This window comes from Aliiglaciecola aliphaticivorans (assembly GCF_054782055.1).
In genome coordinates this window covers 1-15,340 of the sequence record NZ_BAAGTF010000022.1, presented here as the reverse complement: position 1 = coordinate 15,340, position 15,340 = coordinate 1, and the positions used below count along the sequence as shown (strand labels likewise).

The 15,340-nt window shown below is 41.6% G+C and carries 13 protein-coding genes and 1 riboswitch; of the genes, 7 read left to right on the top strand and 6 right to left on the bottom strand.

Annotated features, from left to right (window positions below; genetic code table 11):
- Positions 1 to 74: 74 nt before the first annotated feature.
- Genes rutC through rutA form a run of 3 tightly spaced genes read right to left on the bottom strand, consistent with a single transcriptional unit; the run spans position 75 to position 2,344 of the window.
- Complete coding sequence (rutC, locus tag ACYVIL_RS12965) at positions 75 to 464, bottom strand: pyrimidine utilization protein C (RefSeq protein ID WP_460312716.1); 390 nt, start codon at positions 462 to 464, stop codon at positions 75 to 77.
- Between the two features lie 57 nt (positions 465 to 521).
- Positions 522 to 1,247: a pyrimidine utilization protein B gene (rutB, locus tag ACYVIL_RS12960; RefSeq protein WP_460312715.1), complete on the bottom strand. Its 726-nt coding sequence runs from the start codon at positions 1,245 to 1,247 to the stop codon at positions 522 to 524.
- A complete protein-coding gene (rutA, locus tag ACYVIL_RS12955) occupies positions 1,247 to 2,344 on the bottom strand; it encodes a pyrimidine utilization protein A (protein ID WP_303472771.1) in 1,098 nt (365 codons plus the stop codon). Before rutA ends, rutB begins: the two co-directional genes overlap by 1 nt.
- 367 nt (positions 2,345 to 2,711) lie before the next feature.
- Here rutA and rutR point away from each other — a divergent pair, with 367 nt between their 5' ends.
- The 6 genes from rutR to ACYVIL_RS12925 all read left to right on the top strand — a co-directional run bounded on the left by rutR (position 2,712) and on the right by ACYVIL_RS12925 (position 9,602).
- Entirely contained in the window at positions 2,712 to 3,395 is a 684-nt protein-coding gene (gene rutR, locus ACYVIL_RS12950) for an HTH-type transcriptional regulator RutR (RefSeq protein ID WP_460312714.1), read from the top strand.
- Positions 3,396 to 3,535: 140 nt separating this feature from the next.
- Positions 3,536 to 4,969, top strand: a complete 1,434-nt coding sequence (ccoG, locus tag ACYVIL_RS12945) for a cytochrome c oxidase accessory protein CcoG (RefSeq protein ID WP_460312713.1) — start codon at positions 3,536 to 3,538, stop codon at positions 4,967 to 4,969.
- Positions 4,966 to 5,949: a serine/threonine protein kinase gene (locus ACYVIL_RS12940; protein ID WP_460312712.1), complete on the top strand. Its 984-nt coding sequence runs from the start codon at positions 4,966 to 4,968 to the stop codon at positions 5,947 to 5,949. Before ccoG ends, ACYVIL_RS12940 begins: the two co-directional genes overlap by 4 nt.
- Positions 5,950 to 5,991: 42 nt before the next feature.
- A riboswitch (cobalamin riboswitch) is annotated at positions 5,992 to 6,218 on the top strand.
- A 70-nt stretch (positions 6,219 to 6,288) separates the two neighbouring features.
- Complete coding sequence (locus ACYVIL_RS12935; protein ID WP_460312711.1) at positions 6,289 to 8,151, top strand: TonB-dependent receptor plug domain-containing protein; 1,863 nt, start codon at positions 6,289 to 6,291, stop codon at positions 8,149 to 8,151.
- Positions 8,152 to 8,297: 146 nt separating this feature from the next.
- Positions 8,298 to 8,951: a thiol:disulfide interchange protein DsbA/DsbL gene (locus tag ACYVIL_RS12930; protein ID WP_460312710.1), complete on the top strand. Its 654-nt coding sequence runs from the start codon at positions 8,298 to 8,300 to the stop codon at positions 8,949 to 8,951.
- Positions 8,952 to 8,981: 30 nt separating this feature from the next.
- The gene (locus ACYVIL_RS12925) at positions 8,982 to 9,602 is read left to right on the top strand and encodes a DsbA family protein (RefSeq protein WP_460312709.1); all 621 of its coding nucleotides are present in this window, start codon (positions 8,982 to 8,984) and stop codon (positions 9,600 to 9,602) included.
- 362 nt (positions 9,603 to 9,964) lie between these two features.
- On the opposite strand, the gene ACYVIL_RS12920 is transcribed toward ACYVIL_RS12925, so the two are convergent.
- Positions 9,965 to 11,530, bottom strand: coding sequence for a SulP family inorganic anion transporter (locus ACYVIL_RS12920; RefSeq protein ID WP_303472785.1), 1,566 nt, complete (start codon positions 11,528 to 11,530; stop codon positions 9,965 to 9,967).
- Positions 11,531 to 11,677: 147 nt separating this feature from the next.
- Entirely contained in the window at positions 11,678 to 12,346 is a 669-nt protein-coding gene (locus tag ACYVIL_RS12915; RefSeq protein ID WP_460312708.1) for an FKBP-type peptidyl-prolyl cis-trans isomerase, read from the bottom strand.
- A 206-nt stretch (positions 12,347 to 12,552) separates the two neighbouring features.
- On the opposite strand from ACYVIL_RS12915, the gene ppc reads away from it, so the two are divergent.
- Positions 12,553 to 15,177: a phosphoenolpyruvate carboxylase gene (ppc, locus tag ACYVIL_RS12910; protein ID WP_460312707.1), complete on the top strand. Its 2,625-nt coding sequence runs from the start codon at positions 12,553 to 12,555 to the stop codon at positions 15,175 to 15,177.
- Positions 15,178 to 15,246: 69 nt separating this feature from the next.
- Here the strand turns inward: ppc and ACYVIL_RS12905 are convergent.
- Positions 15,247 to 15,340: IS3 family transposase (locus ACYVIL_RS12905; protein WP_460312743.1), on the bottom strand; the 94-nt coding region annotated here is incomplete at its 5' end.

Below are 15,340 nucleotides of genomic sequence, written 5' to 3'. Positions count from 1 at the left end.
GTTGGTTAAAATGCATGCACTCAAATGAAAAGCATTGCTTAGAACAACACCATGCAATTAAATGCATATATTTATTATCCTTGGTCTATGTGCGCAACACTGGCAATCTCAACCAGTGCGTCTGGTTTCACTAAACCACATTGAATACAATACCGAGCGGGTTTTTCGCCAGCAAAATACTCTGCATAAACTTGGTTGATAGCAGCATAGTCTTCCCAATCACGAAGTAGAATAGTATTGAAGGTGATATCGTCCATAGTTCCACCAGCAGCCTCAACGACACCTTTGATACTCTCCAATACATGACGAGTTTGCGCTTCGGCATCACCAACGTGTACCACATTGTTGTCTTTATCAAAGGCCAAAGTACCTGAAACATACAAAATATTATCAGCCATTGAGCCAGGCACATAAGGTGCTAATGGCTTGCCTGTTCCTGCTGGTATAATTGATTTTTTAGTCATACTTAATTACCTATGTTTTAGGGTTTAGGAAAGTTGAGTTAGCGTGTTTTGCCATCATTAGGCAACGACTTTGCAAAAATCTTCGACTGTTGACACCCAACCAAAAAATGTAGAAATGTTGTATAGGGCTGACTCTTGAATCATATCGGGGCCGGCTTGATGGGTTGCATCCGCTAACACCACTCCAAAATACTCCAAGAAAAAACCATCCCTTAAGGTAGATTCCACACATACATTGGTTGCTATGCCGGTGAAGACTAAATTACGAATACCGCGACTGCGCAGCATGCTGTCTAAATTTGTATTGAAAAAGCCACTGTAGCGGGTTTTAGGAATAACTATGTCACCTGGTTTTGGACTGAGCTCATCAATCAACTGATAGTCCCATGATCCTTTTGCCAACAAAGTGCCTTTTAGTTCAGGTTGCTTGCGCATTGTTTTAAGCGCATTAGACTTGTACCAATTGGGTGAACCTGGTCCGCCCGCTTCAGCATATTCTGCATCCCATCCATTTTGGAAAAACACCACGGTTATGCCTGCTTTTCTCGCTGCGGCTATGGCTTTAGTGATATTAGCAATCACTGGACCGGTACTCGATATATCAAAACCCGCTTTATCTAAATAGCCGTCTTTGCTGGCATAAGCGTTTTGCATATCGACCACGATAAGCGCTGTTTGTTTAATATCCATTGCCAGAGGCTCTGGTTGCGCCGACAAAATGACTTCATTACTTTTATCTGCGTTGCGAAGCCCAGCAATATTCAATTCACCGTTATTCAGCATCAGGCTTCCTTAGCTTGAGGTTGGGCAGTAAGAATATGTTGGCGAGATTTCATTAATGGTTGTATTTTTTGACCAAAATCATCCATTCCTTGAATAAAATCATCGAAGGTGAGGAGCACGCCTTCGCAACCGGGGACGGTGTCAATTTCATCCAACATTGCGGCCACCGAAGCAAATGAACCAACCAAGGTGCCCATATTCAAATTAACCGCAGAAGTGGGATCTGTCATATCACGAATGTTAGTGTCTTTACCTGACTTTTTGTCCGCAGCGCCTTGAGTCGTCATCCAGTCCAACGCACTTTGGTCTTTGCCATCTTTATATAATTGCCACTTTGCCATGGCGTTTTCATCGGTATCTGCGGCGATCACCATGATTAAGACCACCGAGCCTACATTCCGACCCACTTTTTGGGCCGCATCCTGCAATCTTTCAGCAGTAGACGCAAAGGCAGTTGGCGTGTTTAAACCTTTTCCGAAACAGAAGTTGTAATCGGCATGTTGCGCAGAAAACGCCATTCCTGCGGCACTTTGACCAGCACAAATAATTGGGATGTTTTTTTCAGGTTTTGGCAGCATCCTGCAATCATCCATTTGAAAATGTTCGCCTTTGAAATCACTCTTACCGGTTTCCCATAGTTCTTTACAGACTTTGATGTATTCCGCAAGATACTCATAACGATTAGAGAAAAACTGATCCCCAGGCCACATTCCCATTTGCGAATATTCAGGTCTTTGCCAACCGGTTATTAAGTTGATCCCAAAACGACCGTGTGAAATAGAATCTATGGTTGTAGCCATTCTTGCAACAATGGCAGGCGGCATAACCAAGGTAGCGGCGGTCGCGTATAATTTGATTTTTTCTGTCACCGCGGCCAAGCCCGCCATTAGCGTAAAGGATTCGAGGTTGTAATCCCAAAACTCGGTTTTGCCGCCAAATCCTCGCAATTTGATCATCGAAAGCGCAAAGTCCAAACCATAATGTTCAGCTTTAACAACAACATCTTTATTCAGATCAAAACTAGGCTTGTACTGGGGTGACGTACTTGAAATTAACCAACCATTATTCCCAATTGGGATAAATACACCTACTTCCATTGTTGCCTCACTTATTGTTCATTAGATAACGAGCAGCCACCCCCTTAGACATTTTGTTTAGTCAACAGCATTTAGCAACAGCGGGGGTTTGAGATACCGAAGTTTATTGATAGCACTAACTGAAAAGCACAAAGTGCGCCAACCAAATATAAAGCATAAATAACAAATAGTTACTGCAAACCCATCAAAAAATATGGACCACTTGGTCTACATTGAGGCACTAGGTTTGTGCAATTTGCGCACAAATGATGCAGCACCTTGTTGGGTTATTTATTTAAGTTTAAAATCAGTTAGGTTTGCTTAATAACAAAATCTTGGTTAAAACATAGTGGACAGGGAAACATTAAAATAGGATATCCATAGTCAGATGAGTTCTACTCCAGCAAAAAAATCATTAAAAAAATCGACACGCGAATCAAGCTCTAAAACGCAAAGTAAACGTATTGAAGCAAAACGTAATAAGCGTAAAATTATTATGCAAGCGGCGCTAGATTTATTTTCTAGCAACGGGGTTCACGGCACCAGTGTTGAACAAATCGCTGATTTAGCCAAGGTATCAAAAACCAACTTACTGTATTATTTTGCCAGTAAAGAGCTGCTTTACGTTGAAGTGATACAGCAGTTATTGGATGTATGGTTAGTGCCACTTAAAGGATTTAATTCAGAGCAAGATCCCATAGAGGCCATTGCAAATTATATAGAAGTAAAATTAGCGTTATCCCGTGACAACCCTAAAGAGTCCCGTTTATTTTGTATGGAAGTAGTGCAAGGTGCGCCACTTTTGTTTAATCAATTGGAATCACCATTACGAGCAATTGTCGAAGCAAAAGTTCAAGTCATTTCAGATTGGATTAAAGCCGGAAAGTTAGCGCCTATTGATCCCTACCATTTAATTTTTAGCATTTGGGCCACAACCCAACATTATGCAGATTTTCGTGTCCAAGTGGAGGCCGTTACTGGACAAAGTTTAGACGATCCTGAATTTTTTGCCGCGACATTACATAGCATTCAGACAATTATTCTTAACGGTGTTAGGCCCCAACATAGCTGAAACGCTAAAAAAACCAGTTAATTCATTGATCCAGATTAACAATAAGCGAACAGTCTGTGCGATAATAGGGAGATAATTTGTTAACTTATAAAAATTTCGATTTAATTGTAATTTTTAGCAGTCCCGTAAAGGATAAATGAATGAGTGAACGCATTCCAATCAAAGATGTCACCGCCGTAAAAGTTCACCAACCAGAAGCCAGTAAGCATGAAAATGCTTATACACCACGAAGTCGAATTTATGTCCGCGCAGTTGAGGGGACGTTAGAGACTTTTCGACGCTTCTTCGGCTTAATTTTTCTAGGTATTTTTGCAGTCATCCCTTGGATTCAATACAATTCAAATCAAGCGGTTCTATTTGATATTGGAGCCCAGCGCTTCAATATATTTGGCCTCACCCTTTGGCCACAGGATTTAACCCTACTCGCCTGGATTCTGATTATTAGCGCCTTCGCGCTGTTCTTTGTCACCACCTTTGCTGGCCGAGTTTGGTGCGGATTTATGTGCCCGCAAACCACTTGGACATTTATTTATATTTGGTTTGAAGAAAAAATAGAAGGAGCTAGAAACAAGCGCATTAGACTTGACCAACGAAAAATGGATTTCGACAAGTTTTGGCGCAAATCGTTAAAACACTTTGCTTGGATAACAGTGGCGTTGCTGACAGCTCTTAGTTTTGTAGGTTATTTCACCCCAATAAACCAATTGTTTATGGACTTTTTCACCTTCAATGTCAGTTTTTGGGCGGGGTTTTCAGTTATCTTTTTTACGGTTTGTACCTATGGGAATGCTGGCTGGATGCGAGAAATCATGTGTACTCACATTTGTCCTTATGCCAGATTTCAATCTGCCATGTTTGATAAAGATACTTTTACCGTTGCTTATAACCCTAGCCGGGGAGAAAAACGCGGACCCCGTTCACGGAAAACCAGTTACGAAGAAATCAAACAAAAAGGCATTGGTGACTGCATCGATTGTAACTTGTGTGTTCAGGTATGCCCCACAGGCATCGATATTCGCAATGGTCTTCAATATGAATGCATTAACTGTGGTGCCTGTGTTGATGCATGTAATGGGGTAATGGAGAAAATGAATTATCCCAAGGGGTTAATTAGTTTTACATCGGAACATGAATTGGCCGGCGGTAAAACTAAGATATTCCGTCCCAAATTGATTGGATACGCCGTCGTACTATTAATTATGACGTCTCTTTTAGCCTACGAGATTATCGCTCGAGTACCATTGGAAGTCGACATTATTCGAGATCGCAATTCGTTGTTTAGAGAGACCAATGAGGGATTAATCGAAAATGTCTACACCTTAAAAGTATTAAACAAATCTCAAACTCAACACACTTATAAAATTGATGTAGTCGGTTTAGAAGGTAATAAATATATAGGTCCAGAACAAGTAACAGTTGCAGGCGGTGAAGTATTAAACTTACCAATTAGCATTGCCATTGACCCTTATGCATTAGATGAAACAGTCATTGAGTTTAAATTTAAAGTCACGTCTATCGATGGCCATGACACCCCCATTGAAATGAGTGAAACCAGTAAGTTTATCTATCGATGAGTGACTCAATTGATACAACATTTGATTTCGCGCAACTGGGCCCTGATACAATTTTGGATGCTATTGAGTCCAAAGGCTATTTAGTAGACTCAGGATTACTGGCGTTAAACAGTTATGAAAATAGGGTTTATCAATTTGTTTGCGACGATAAACAACGCTATGTAGCCAAGTTTTATCGCCCTCAGCGTTGGAGTCGCGAACAGATTCAAGAAGAACACGACTTTGCCCAAGAACTAAATGACCATGAAATCCCGGTGGTAGCACCCTTGCGCACAGACGACTCATCCTTGCACAGTTATCAGGGGTTTCATTTTGCCATTTTCCCATCTGTGGGTGGTCGACAATTCGAAGTGGATAATCTTGACCAACTGGAATGGATGGGACGCTTTATCGGTCGCATTCATCAAGTATCAAAAGGTCATTCATTTGCATATCGTCCGACCTTCAGTGTGCAGGAGCATTTGCTTGATGCGGTAGCAACCTTGCATAAAACGGAACTCATTCCGAGCAGTTTACACACCGCATTTTTCACCATTTTAGAACAAGTAAGCGGGTTAGCAGCAAGCTTATATAAACCTAACACTAGCATACGTCTTCACGGTGACTGTCATCCGGGCAATATTTTATGGCGAGATGGTCCAACCTTCGTAGATTTGGATGATTGCAGAATGGGTCCAGCTATTCAGGACTTATGGATGATGTTATCTGGTGACACTTACCAGCAACGAATACAAATGGACACACTAGTTGAAGCCTATGAAGAATTTTCCCAATTCGACAGCGCACAACTTAGCTTAATTGAACCTTTGCGGGCAATGCGTATGGTTCACTACATGGCGTGGTTATCCCGTCGTTGGCAAGATCCCGCATTTCCTCAAGCGTTCCCATGGTTTGCCGACGCTAAATATTGGGAACAACAAATATTGGCCTTAAAAGAACAATATTCCGCCCTTCAAGAGCCCAGTTTGACGTTATTTTAATAACAGAAAAAATAAAGACCTATTTTTTTAAGAACAGATGGATATAATGCACACCTCTTAGGTGCCACCATAGGTGGTTAAACGGGAAGACAGTGCAATCAGATCTTTATCTGATTTATGCTGACGCTGCCCCCGCAACGGTAAACAAGTGATACCCAAAGGTATAGTTGATTAATAAGTCACCACTGTTTGAAAGAATGGGAAGGTATTAATCAAGTCTTTATTAGGCACTTGTGAGCCCGGATACCGGCCTGAGAAGCATAGGTTCGTGATTAAAACCACGAACTGTCACTCATATGATCTAGTACTCGGGCGGAGTACTTAACAAGGCTTAACAAAATGCAAAATAAAACGACTCTTATAGGGTTAAGCGTTAGCTTGGCACTAGCATCTTCCAATCTCTATGCTCAATCAAACTCGCAAGAACAACAAGACATTGAAAAGATGACCGTTGTTTCTAGCCGAATTCAATTACCAACTAATCGACTCGCTACCAGTGTTTCTGTGTTAGATGAAAATGACATTGAAATGCAAACCGCAATCAATGTCACTGAAATTTTGCGTCAAACCCCAAGTGTTGGCGTGTCAAATTCAGGCGGTTTAGGTAAAAGTACCGCTGTCAGAATTCGTGGTGAAGAAGCATTCAGAACCAAATTATATATTGATGATGTTGAACTAAGTGATACCTCATCGCCACAAGTCGCGCCGATTTTTGATGATGTATTAATTAATCAGTTATCTCGAATTGAAATTTTAAGAGGCACCCAAGGCTTGTCTTATGGCGCTGATGCTGGCGGTATTATAAGTCTATACAGCAAGCAGCCGGTAAAAGGTTTTGAGGCCAGTGGCACCCTAGCGGCAGGCTCATTTGATACCCAAATATTTAATGCGGATATTGCCGCAGGAAACAACTCAGGGTCATTCTTTTTGTCCGCATCAAAGGTGGAAAGTGACGGTTTTAATGCTAAAACCTCTGATGATAGCGGCGAAAAAGATGCTTATGACAACCAAACAGTGCATTTTAAAGGACAATTAGCATTAACTGAAAATATCGCTGCTTCTGTAGTGTTTCGTAATGTCGATGCCGAAAATCAATACGACGGTTGCTACGATAATGCCACTTTCGCACTCATCAATTCTTGTACCACTGAAGCCGAACAGCAAACCGTTCGTGGCGCGTTAAGTTATCAGGGAAGTCACAGCCAACATCAACTTGCCTATAACAAAACGGATGTTGACAGGGATTTTTTCAATAATGGCGAGTACGGGTTTAGCAATTCAGGTAGCATCGACAAGTTTGAATATCTAGGTAGCCTGAACTGGCAACAGCATGATTTGGTATTTGGCCTTGAAAAAGAAACTCAAGAAATCGAAAACAGTGATTTAAGTCGAGATCAAAAATCCCTATTCGTTGAATGGTTAGGCCAGTTCGACAATCAACTCGCCTTTAACCTTGGTTATCGATTCGACGATAATGACACCTTTGGAAAACACAATAGTGTGCGCTTAGGTGCAGTCAAAGTCCTGCCCTTTGATTTTGCTGACGTAAAGTTTAAAACGACCTATGGAACGGGTTTCCGCGCGCCAAGTATTTATGAGCAAAGTTATAACGACGGCCCTTATGCATACGGTGAGGCTGCCGGTTTACAATTGGCCGAAGAAAATAGTGAAGGCCTCGACCTAGGCGTTGTTATCGATACAAAAAATGGATTGAACGCGGAAATGGTCTTTTTCAAACAGTACATAGAAAATGAAATCGTTTTCGATTTGGCATCTTACCAGGGCTACTTGCAATCCAGTGGAAAAAGTAAATCTAAGGGAATTGAAACCCGTGTTGAGCAAGTATTTGCTAACGGCTTAAGATTATGGGCTAATTACACCTATAACGATGCGGAAGATAGTTCTGGTGAAGCCCGTTTGAGAAGACCTAGAAACAAGTTCAACTTAGGTATTAGACACGGCTGGTTAGACGATAAAGTGTCAGCAGAGCTTACCTATAGAAGTGTTCGAAACGCTGTAGACATAGCGGGTGCTGAGATTGAAGACTACCAAGTAACAAACTTAAGTGCCCGTTGGCAAATCGTTGAATCAGTTAGTATTAAAGCCGGTGTAAATAATCTTTTTGATGAAGATTATCAGGAGGTAAATGGCTTTAATACTGCCGGACAAAACTTTTTTGTATCCACCACCATTACCTTGTAGAAAAGCCTAGATTTATAAAAACCGCTTCTTAAAGCGGTTTTTTTATGCATTTCATCTGCAGATTGTATTCATCTGACTGATTAACTATACCTAATCTTTTACTAGCTATGATAACCTTTAGCAAATTTTTGAAGGAATTGATTGATATGAAAAAGCTATCAACTGTATTAGCGCTATTTTTACTTTTATCACTACAAGCATGCTCTAAGGAGAGCTCATCAGAACAATCGGCACCGCCTTCTAAATGGAAAGAAGGTACCCACTATCAAATCATTAGCGACACGGCATCAGAACAACCCGAAGTACTAGAATTCTTTTCTTTTTGGTGTCCACACTGTTATAACTTCGAACCCATTGTTGAACAGATAAAACTTAAAATAGATAAAGATGTCACATTCAAAAAAGTGCATGTGAATTTTATGCGTTTTACCAGTCCACAAGTTCAAGATGCGGCGACTAAAGCCCTTCTGATTGGCAGAACGATGGATAAGGAAGAAGAAATGAATAGCGCTATCTTTAGTTATATTCATTTACAACGTCAACTGATCACTGGTATTCCAGAATTAAGAAACATTTTCCTAGCCAAAGGGATCGACAGTGATGAGTTTGATAAAATGGAGTCGAGCTTTCAAATTAATAACCTACTCAAACAAAATAATCAAACTATTGAAACCTATCGTGAACATTTAAGTGGTGTCCCTAACTTTATTGTTAATGGGAAATATCAAGCCCAAGTCGCTGAAGGTATGACCAGAGACGATATTGCAGAATTGGTTGTTTGGTTATCTAAACAAGATTAATAACATTACTTTTTACAGGATTTTATTTTTATGATTTTCAAATTGACGCGCAATCTTTTAATAGCGTTTGTATGCGCAGTTCCAGCTCTTGCTATGGCACAATCCAAATGGGAAGAAGGTGAACACTACACAGTGTTGAAAGAGGTACCAAGCCAAACTAAACAGGTTCGCGAAGTGTTTTCATTTTGGTGTCCACACTGTTTTACGTTTGAAAGCATTGCAAAAGAGCTTAAAGGTAAATTACCCAGTGATGTGACATTTACCAAAGCCCATGTGAACTTTATGGGAGGCGCAACTCAAGAGACTCAGGTTGCAGCGACCAAAGCGATGTTAGCTGCACGACAACTGGGGCAAGCAGATAAATTTAACACAGCACTATTTACCGCGATTCATAAAGAGCGCAAAAGCATTGCGTCCATGGATGATATTTTGCAGGTTTATACACAAGCAGGTGGTGATAGTGCTAAGTTGAAGAAGTTAGCCAATAGCTATGGCATACGCGGCGCTGTGCGCAAAAACGATAAGTTAACCCAAGGCGTACGCAGTGTTCCAACCTTTATCGTGAACGACAAGTATAAGGCAATCTTTGGCGCAAAAATGACGCCAGATGAGTTTGTTGAATTAGTTATTTGGTTAACGACGCAAAAATAGTTTGTCTGTTAAGGGGGCGATTAGCCCCGCAAGGGACATTTGCCCCCCATGGTCTAAAGACCATGCTACAGGTGATGACAAAATTTTACCTGTAGGCGGGCGCTTTAGCCCCGCGATATGGCCTAAAGACCCTGCTACAAACTTCCCCCTGTAGGCGGGTGCGTTAGCCCCGCGATATGGCCTAAAGACCCTGCTACAAATTTCCACCCTGTAGGAGGGTGCTTTAGCCCCGCGACAATGTCACAGGTGCGGTTTCAACCTTCCACGGCTAAATAAACTGAATCTGTCGTCATAAAAAAGGCCGATATTAATTACCGGCCTTCTGATAGGATACTGCTTTAGGGAAATCCCCTATTAATTTTTTAACCTAATTTGTCGGATGCGATGCGATAACGTGGGTCTTCATTCACGTTCATTTCCACGTAATCTTGTGCCTTGGTTAGCAAATTACTGCATTCGGGGCTAATGTGACGAATATGCAATTTTTTACCCTGGACTTTGTACTTATCTGCCAAACCATCAATGGCATCCAAACCTGAAGAATCCCAGATTCGTGAATCACGGAAATCAATTACTACATCCTGCGGATCATTCTGAGGGTCAAATAAATCTCTAAAATGTAAAACCGAACCAAAGAACAACGGCCCTTCAAGATCGTAAACCTTCCAACCATCTTCATCTGTATGAGTTTTCGCGCTAATATGAGTTGCGTGTTTCCAGGCAAAAACCAACGCTGAAACAATTACACCAACAACGACCGCAATGGCTAAGTCGGCAGCAACGGTAATACCCGTAACCAAAAACAACACAAATGCGTCTTCTTTGTTTACCCCACGCACGATGCGGAATGAAGCCCACTCAAAGGTGCCAATTACAACAATAAACATAACACCCACTAATGCGGCTAAGGGGATCATTTCGATTAACGGTGCGGCAAAAAGAATAAAACCAAGTAACACTAAAGCAGCGGTAATACCTGATAAGCGTCCACGACCACCTGAGTTAATGTTAATCATGCTTTGACCTATCATCGCACAGCCCCCCATACCACCGAAGAAGCCATTAACAGTATTGGCAACGCCTTGACCAACACATTCTTTGTTACCACGGCCTCGGGTATCTGTCATTTCATCTATTAACGACAAAGTAAGGAGTGATTCTATCAGCCCCACCAAACATAAAATGACGGAGGTAGGTAAAATGATATACAGGGTTTCCATGTTCAACGGCACCATAGGCACAGTGAAGCTGGGTAATTCACCTGCTAAGGTAGCCGTCGCTTTTTGATCTTCAGGTAACATGCCTCTCACAAAATCAATGACAGTGCGCGCTTCTAAATCTAAACCATGAACTAACAAGGTAACAGTCACAATGGCGACAAGTGAAGCCGGAACAGCAGTGGTTAGCTTAGGTAAAAAGTAAATAATAGCCATAGTTAATGCCACTAAACCCAACATCCAATACAGCATGCTGCCTTGCATCCACTCCTGAACGCCAAGCTCATTAACTACTTTGAATTGGCCTAATTGGGCAAGAAATATTACGATTGCTAAGCCATTTACAAAGCCCAGCATGACTGGGTAAGGCACCAAACGTATAAATTTCCCTAACCTGAAAACACCTGCGAGAATTTGCAAAATCCCGGCCAGAATGACTGCGGCAAATAAGTATTGAATATCATGCTCAGCAACTAACGCGACCATGACCACGGCCATTGCGCCCGTAGCACCAGAAATCATTCCAGGTCTACCACCAATTGCAGATGTTATTAAGCCCATCATAAAAGCGGCATAGAGACCCACCATAGGCTCAACGCCGGCGACAAAGGCAAAGGCAACCGCTTCAGGAACCAATGCCAAGGCAACAGTTATTCCTGATAGCACGTCATTTTTGACGTTACTGTCACGGTTGGTTATCAGGTCAATCATTTACTACCCCAAGTTTGTTATTTTATTAATTTAGTTGTTTGATCGTACATTTTAGCAGCTAAGTGTGTTTAGGTCTTTTAACGGTTTGTTAAAAAACACAAAAAAAGGCCGGATAAATCCGACCTTTTCAATGGATATTTGCTATTACTAAGCAACGATATCTAATAGTTCCACATCAAATACTAACGTACTGAAAGGACCAATTGCACCACCTGCACCTTGCTCACCATAAGCTAAGTCGTGTGGTACGTGTAGACGCCATTTAGAACCAACAGGCATCATTTGTAATGCTTCTGTCCATCCTTTGATAACTCCGTTTACTGGGAACTCAGCAGGTTCTCCACGCTCGTATGAACTATCAAATACATTACCGTTAATTAAAGTACCGTGGTAATGTGTACGTACTTTAGAAGTCGCAGCAGGTTTTTCACCTTCACCGGCAGTCAATACTTCATATTGTAAGCCTGAAGGAGTGACCGTAATTTCTGCACGCTTAGCATTTTCAGCTAAGTATGCGGCACCTTCTTCGATAGCACCTTTATGCTGTTCAGCTTTAGCAGCTTGCATGCGTTGGTGAATTTCGTTGAATGCAGCACCCAAGGTCTGATTGTCAACTTGGGGTGCTTGTTTAGCAAAAGCGTCTTCTAAGCCAGTTTTAACTGCTTCGATGTCAAGACCTTCAAATGGATTAGAAGCCAATTGTTCGCCCATTTGGTAACCAATACCATAACTTGCTTGAAGCTCAACACTGTTATATTTTTCTGTCACGTTATATCCTGTTTTGATTGGGAAAAGATAAAACGGCGATGATAACATAATTAAGGTGTTGCCTTGTACCCCAAAAACTAATTGGTTAGATACAAAAAGAGTAAAATAATAAAAGTCGTAAAATAAGCATCAAAATAACCATAAAAACTTATTCAAACGGCCTAAATATATAAGAAAGTTTTAACTTTGTACCCGAACTAAAACATATTTAATAAATAATAAATTCTAATTTGTATATTCAGTTTGGAGGATATGTGAAAGAGCAACTAGCAGTTCAATTAAAGGAATCAGTACGATTTCTAGGTTCGACTCTCGGAGACACAATTAAAGCTCAGCTTGGTGAAGAGTGGCTTGAACGAATAGAGTCAGTGCGTATCGGAGGACGTAAGTCTCACTTAGGCGATACCGATTCAACTCAGCAGTTAAAAGATCTATTTGCTGAACTTAACAATGAGGATCTTCTGACAGTAGGAAGAGCATTTTCACAATTCCTAAATTTAGCCAATATTGCCGAACAGGAATTCAATAGCATTTCCATAACAGATGACCCTGTGGAAAAGTTGTTTGAACATTTAGATGACGCTAAAATCGATCAGAAAGATTTTGCGGATGCTTTCGAGCAGCTTAAAATTGACTTAGTACTTACCGCTCACCCAACAGAAGTGACCCGTCGTACCTTAATTCATAAACACGGTGAACTGGCTCGTTGCTTACGTGAAATGCATCAAAGCATGCTTTCAGACGACGAACGTGGCGAAATAGAAACCCGCATTGCCGACTTAATTAGTCAAGCTTGGCATACTGAAGAAATACGTTCTGTGCGCCCGACTCCAGTGGATGAAGCTCGCTGGGGGTTCTCGGTCATCGAAAACTCATTATGGGATGCCGTTCCTGCATTTATCCGTACTTTAGATAAAAAGGTAAATAACAAATTCGGTATTTCTTTACCTATTGATGCATCACCGGTGCAATTTAGTTCATGGATGGGGGGGGATCGCGATGGTAACCCTAACGTTACATCAAAAATTACCCAAGAAGTTTTATTATTAGCCAGAAAACGAGCGGCTAAACTCTTTGCTAAAGATATTGACGGTCTGCAAGTAGAACTGTCTATGGGTGATTGTAATCAAGCCTTAAAAGATATTGTCGGTGAAGATAAGCTAGAACCCTATCGAGCCTTACTACGCCCTCTTTATCATAGGCTTGCTAAAACTCAAGAAGGTATCGAAGACTTCTTAGCTGGTCACCAAGTAGATGACAGTAATTGGGTTACCTCCCAAGATGAGTTACTTTCACCTTTGTTAGTTTGCTACGAATCCTTGCATGCATGTGGTATGCAAGTAATCGCTGATGGTAAATTACTCGACACCATTCGACGAGTACATTGTTTTGGTGTGCACTTACTCAAGCTTGATATTCGTCAAGATTCAGAGCGTCACGCTCAAGTATTCGGTGAATTAACACGTTACTTCGGCATGGGTGACTACATGCATTGGAGTGAAGAAGATAAGCAAGCGTTCTTATTAAAGGAATTAGGCTCAAAACGGCCATTAATCCCAGAAAATTGGGAACCATCAGCAGAAGTCCAGGAAGTATTAGATACCTGTCGTATTATCGCTAAAAACAATCGACAAGGCTTTGGCATTTATATTATTTCAATGGCAAGTTTACCCTCTGACGTACTTGCCGTGCAGCTTTTACTTAAAGATACGGGTGTGGATTGGCCTATGCCTGTTGCCCCGTTATTTGAAACATTGGATGACTTAAATAACGCCGCATCGGTCATGACCCAATTACTCAGTATTGATTGGTATCGCGGCTACATTCAAGGCACTCAGTATGTCATGATAGGTTATTCAGATTCGGCGAAAGATGCAGGGGCTTTAGCCGCTGGTTGGGCACAATATGAGTCTCAAGAAGCCTTAGTGAAACTCGCAGATGAATTTGATACCAAGTTAACCTTGTTCCATGGTCGTGGTGGTACAATTGGCCGAGGCGGGTTACCTGCTCATGCTGCCATCCACTCACAACCTCCTGGTTCACTTACTGGTGGTTTCAGGGTGACTGAACAGGGTGAAACAATACGCTATAAATTTGGTATGCCAGAGCTTGCTAAAGGAAGCTTAGGTTTATATGCAAGCGCGATTCTAGAAGCAATTTTGTTTCCGCCCCCTAAACCTAAACAAGAGTGGCGAGAAGCCATCACGTCCATGGCCAACGAAGGCCGTGATAACTATCGCAAGATAGTTCGTCATGATGAAAACTTTGTCCCTTATTTCAGAGTGGCAACCCCAGAGCAAGAACTTGGAAAATTGCCCCTAGGAAGTCGCCCCGCGAAACGCAAACCCACTGGCGGTATTGAAAGCCTTAGAGCCATCCCATGGATCTTTGCCTGGGCGCAAACTCGCTTAGTATTGCCGTCTTGGTTAGGGTCTATGAAAGCTGTGACTGATTACTATCAATCAGGTCAACAACAAACCATAGATGACATGTTGGAAAACTGGCCCTTCTTCCACTCCCGCTTATCGATGCTCGATATGGTGTTTAACAAAGCAGATACCCGAATCAGCAAAGAATATGACGACCGTCTAGTACCGAGTGAATTACAGTACTTTGGTCAAGCTCTAAGAACCGAGTTAGATGAAAGTATTGAATCTTTACTTAAATTATTAGGTCAAGAAAGCGTCATGGAAACCGATCCTCGCGGTAAAGAATCTATGAGTATTAGAGCAGGTTACTTGCAACCTTTACATTTCCTACAAATTGAACTGTTATCTAGAATAAGAAAACTGGATGACAGTCAACACGATGCCTTGTTGGAAAGGGCAATGATGGTGACCATAGCCGGTATTGCCGTGGGCATGCGAAACACAGGTTAAACAAGGCCTAAATGCCAAAAAAAAAGCCCCTTGTAGTAATGAAGTGACCCCGTAAAGTTGGACTCATTTCTAAGCGGCAACCAAGGCCTGATTTCGATATTGTGTCGGACTCAGGCCTTTTAGTTTTAGCTTAATGCGTTCGTTGTTGTAATAGTCGATGTAT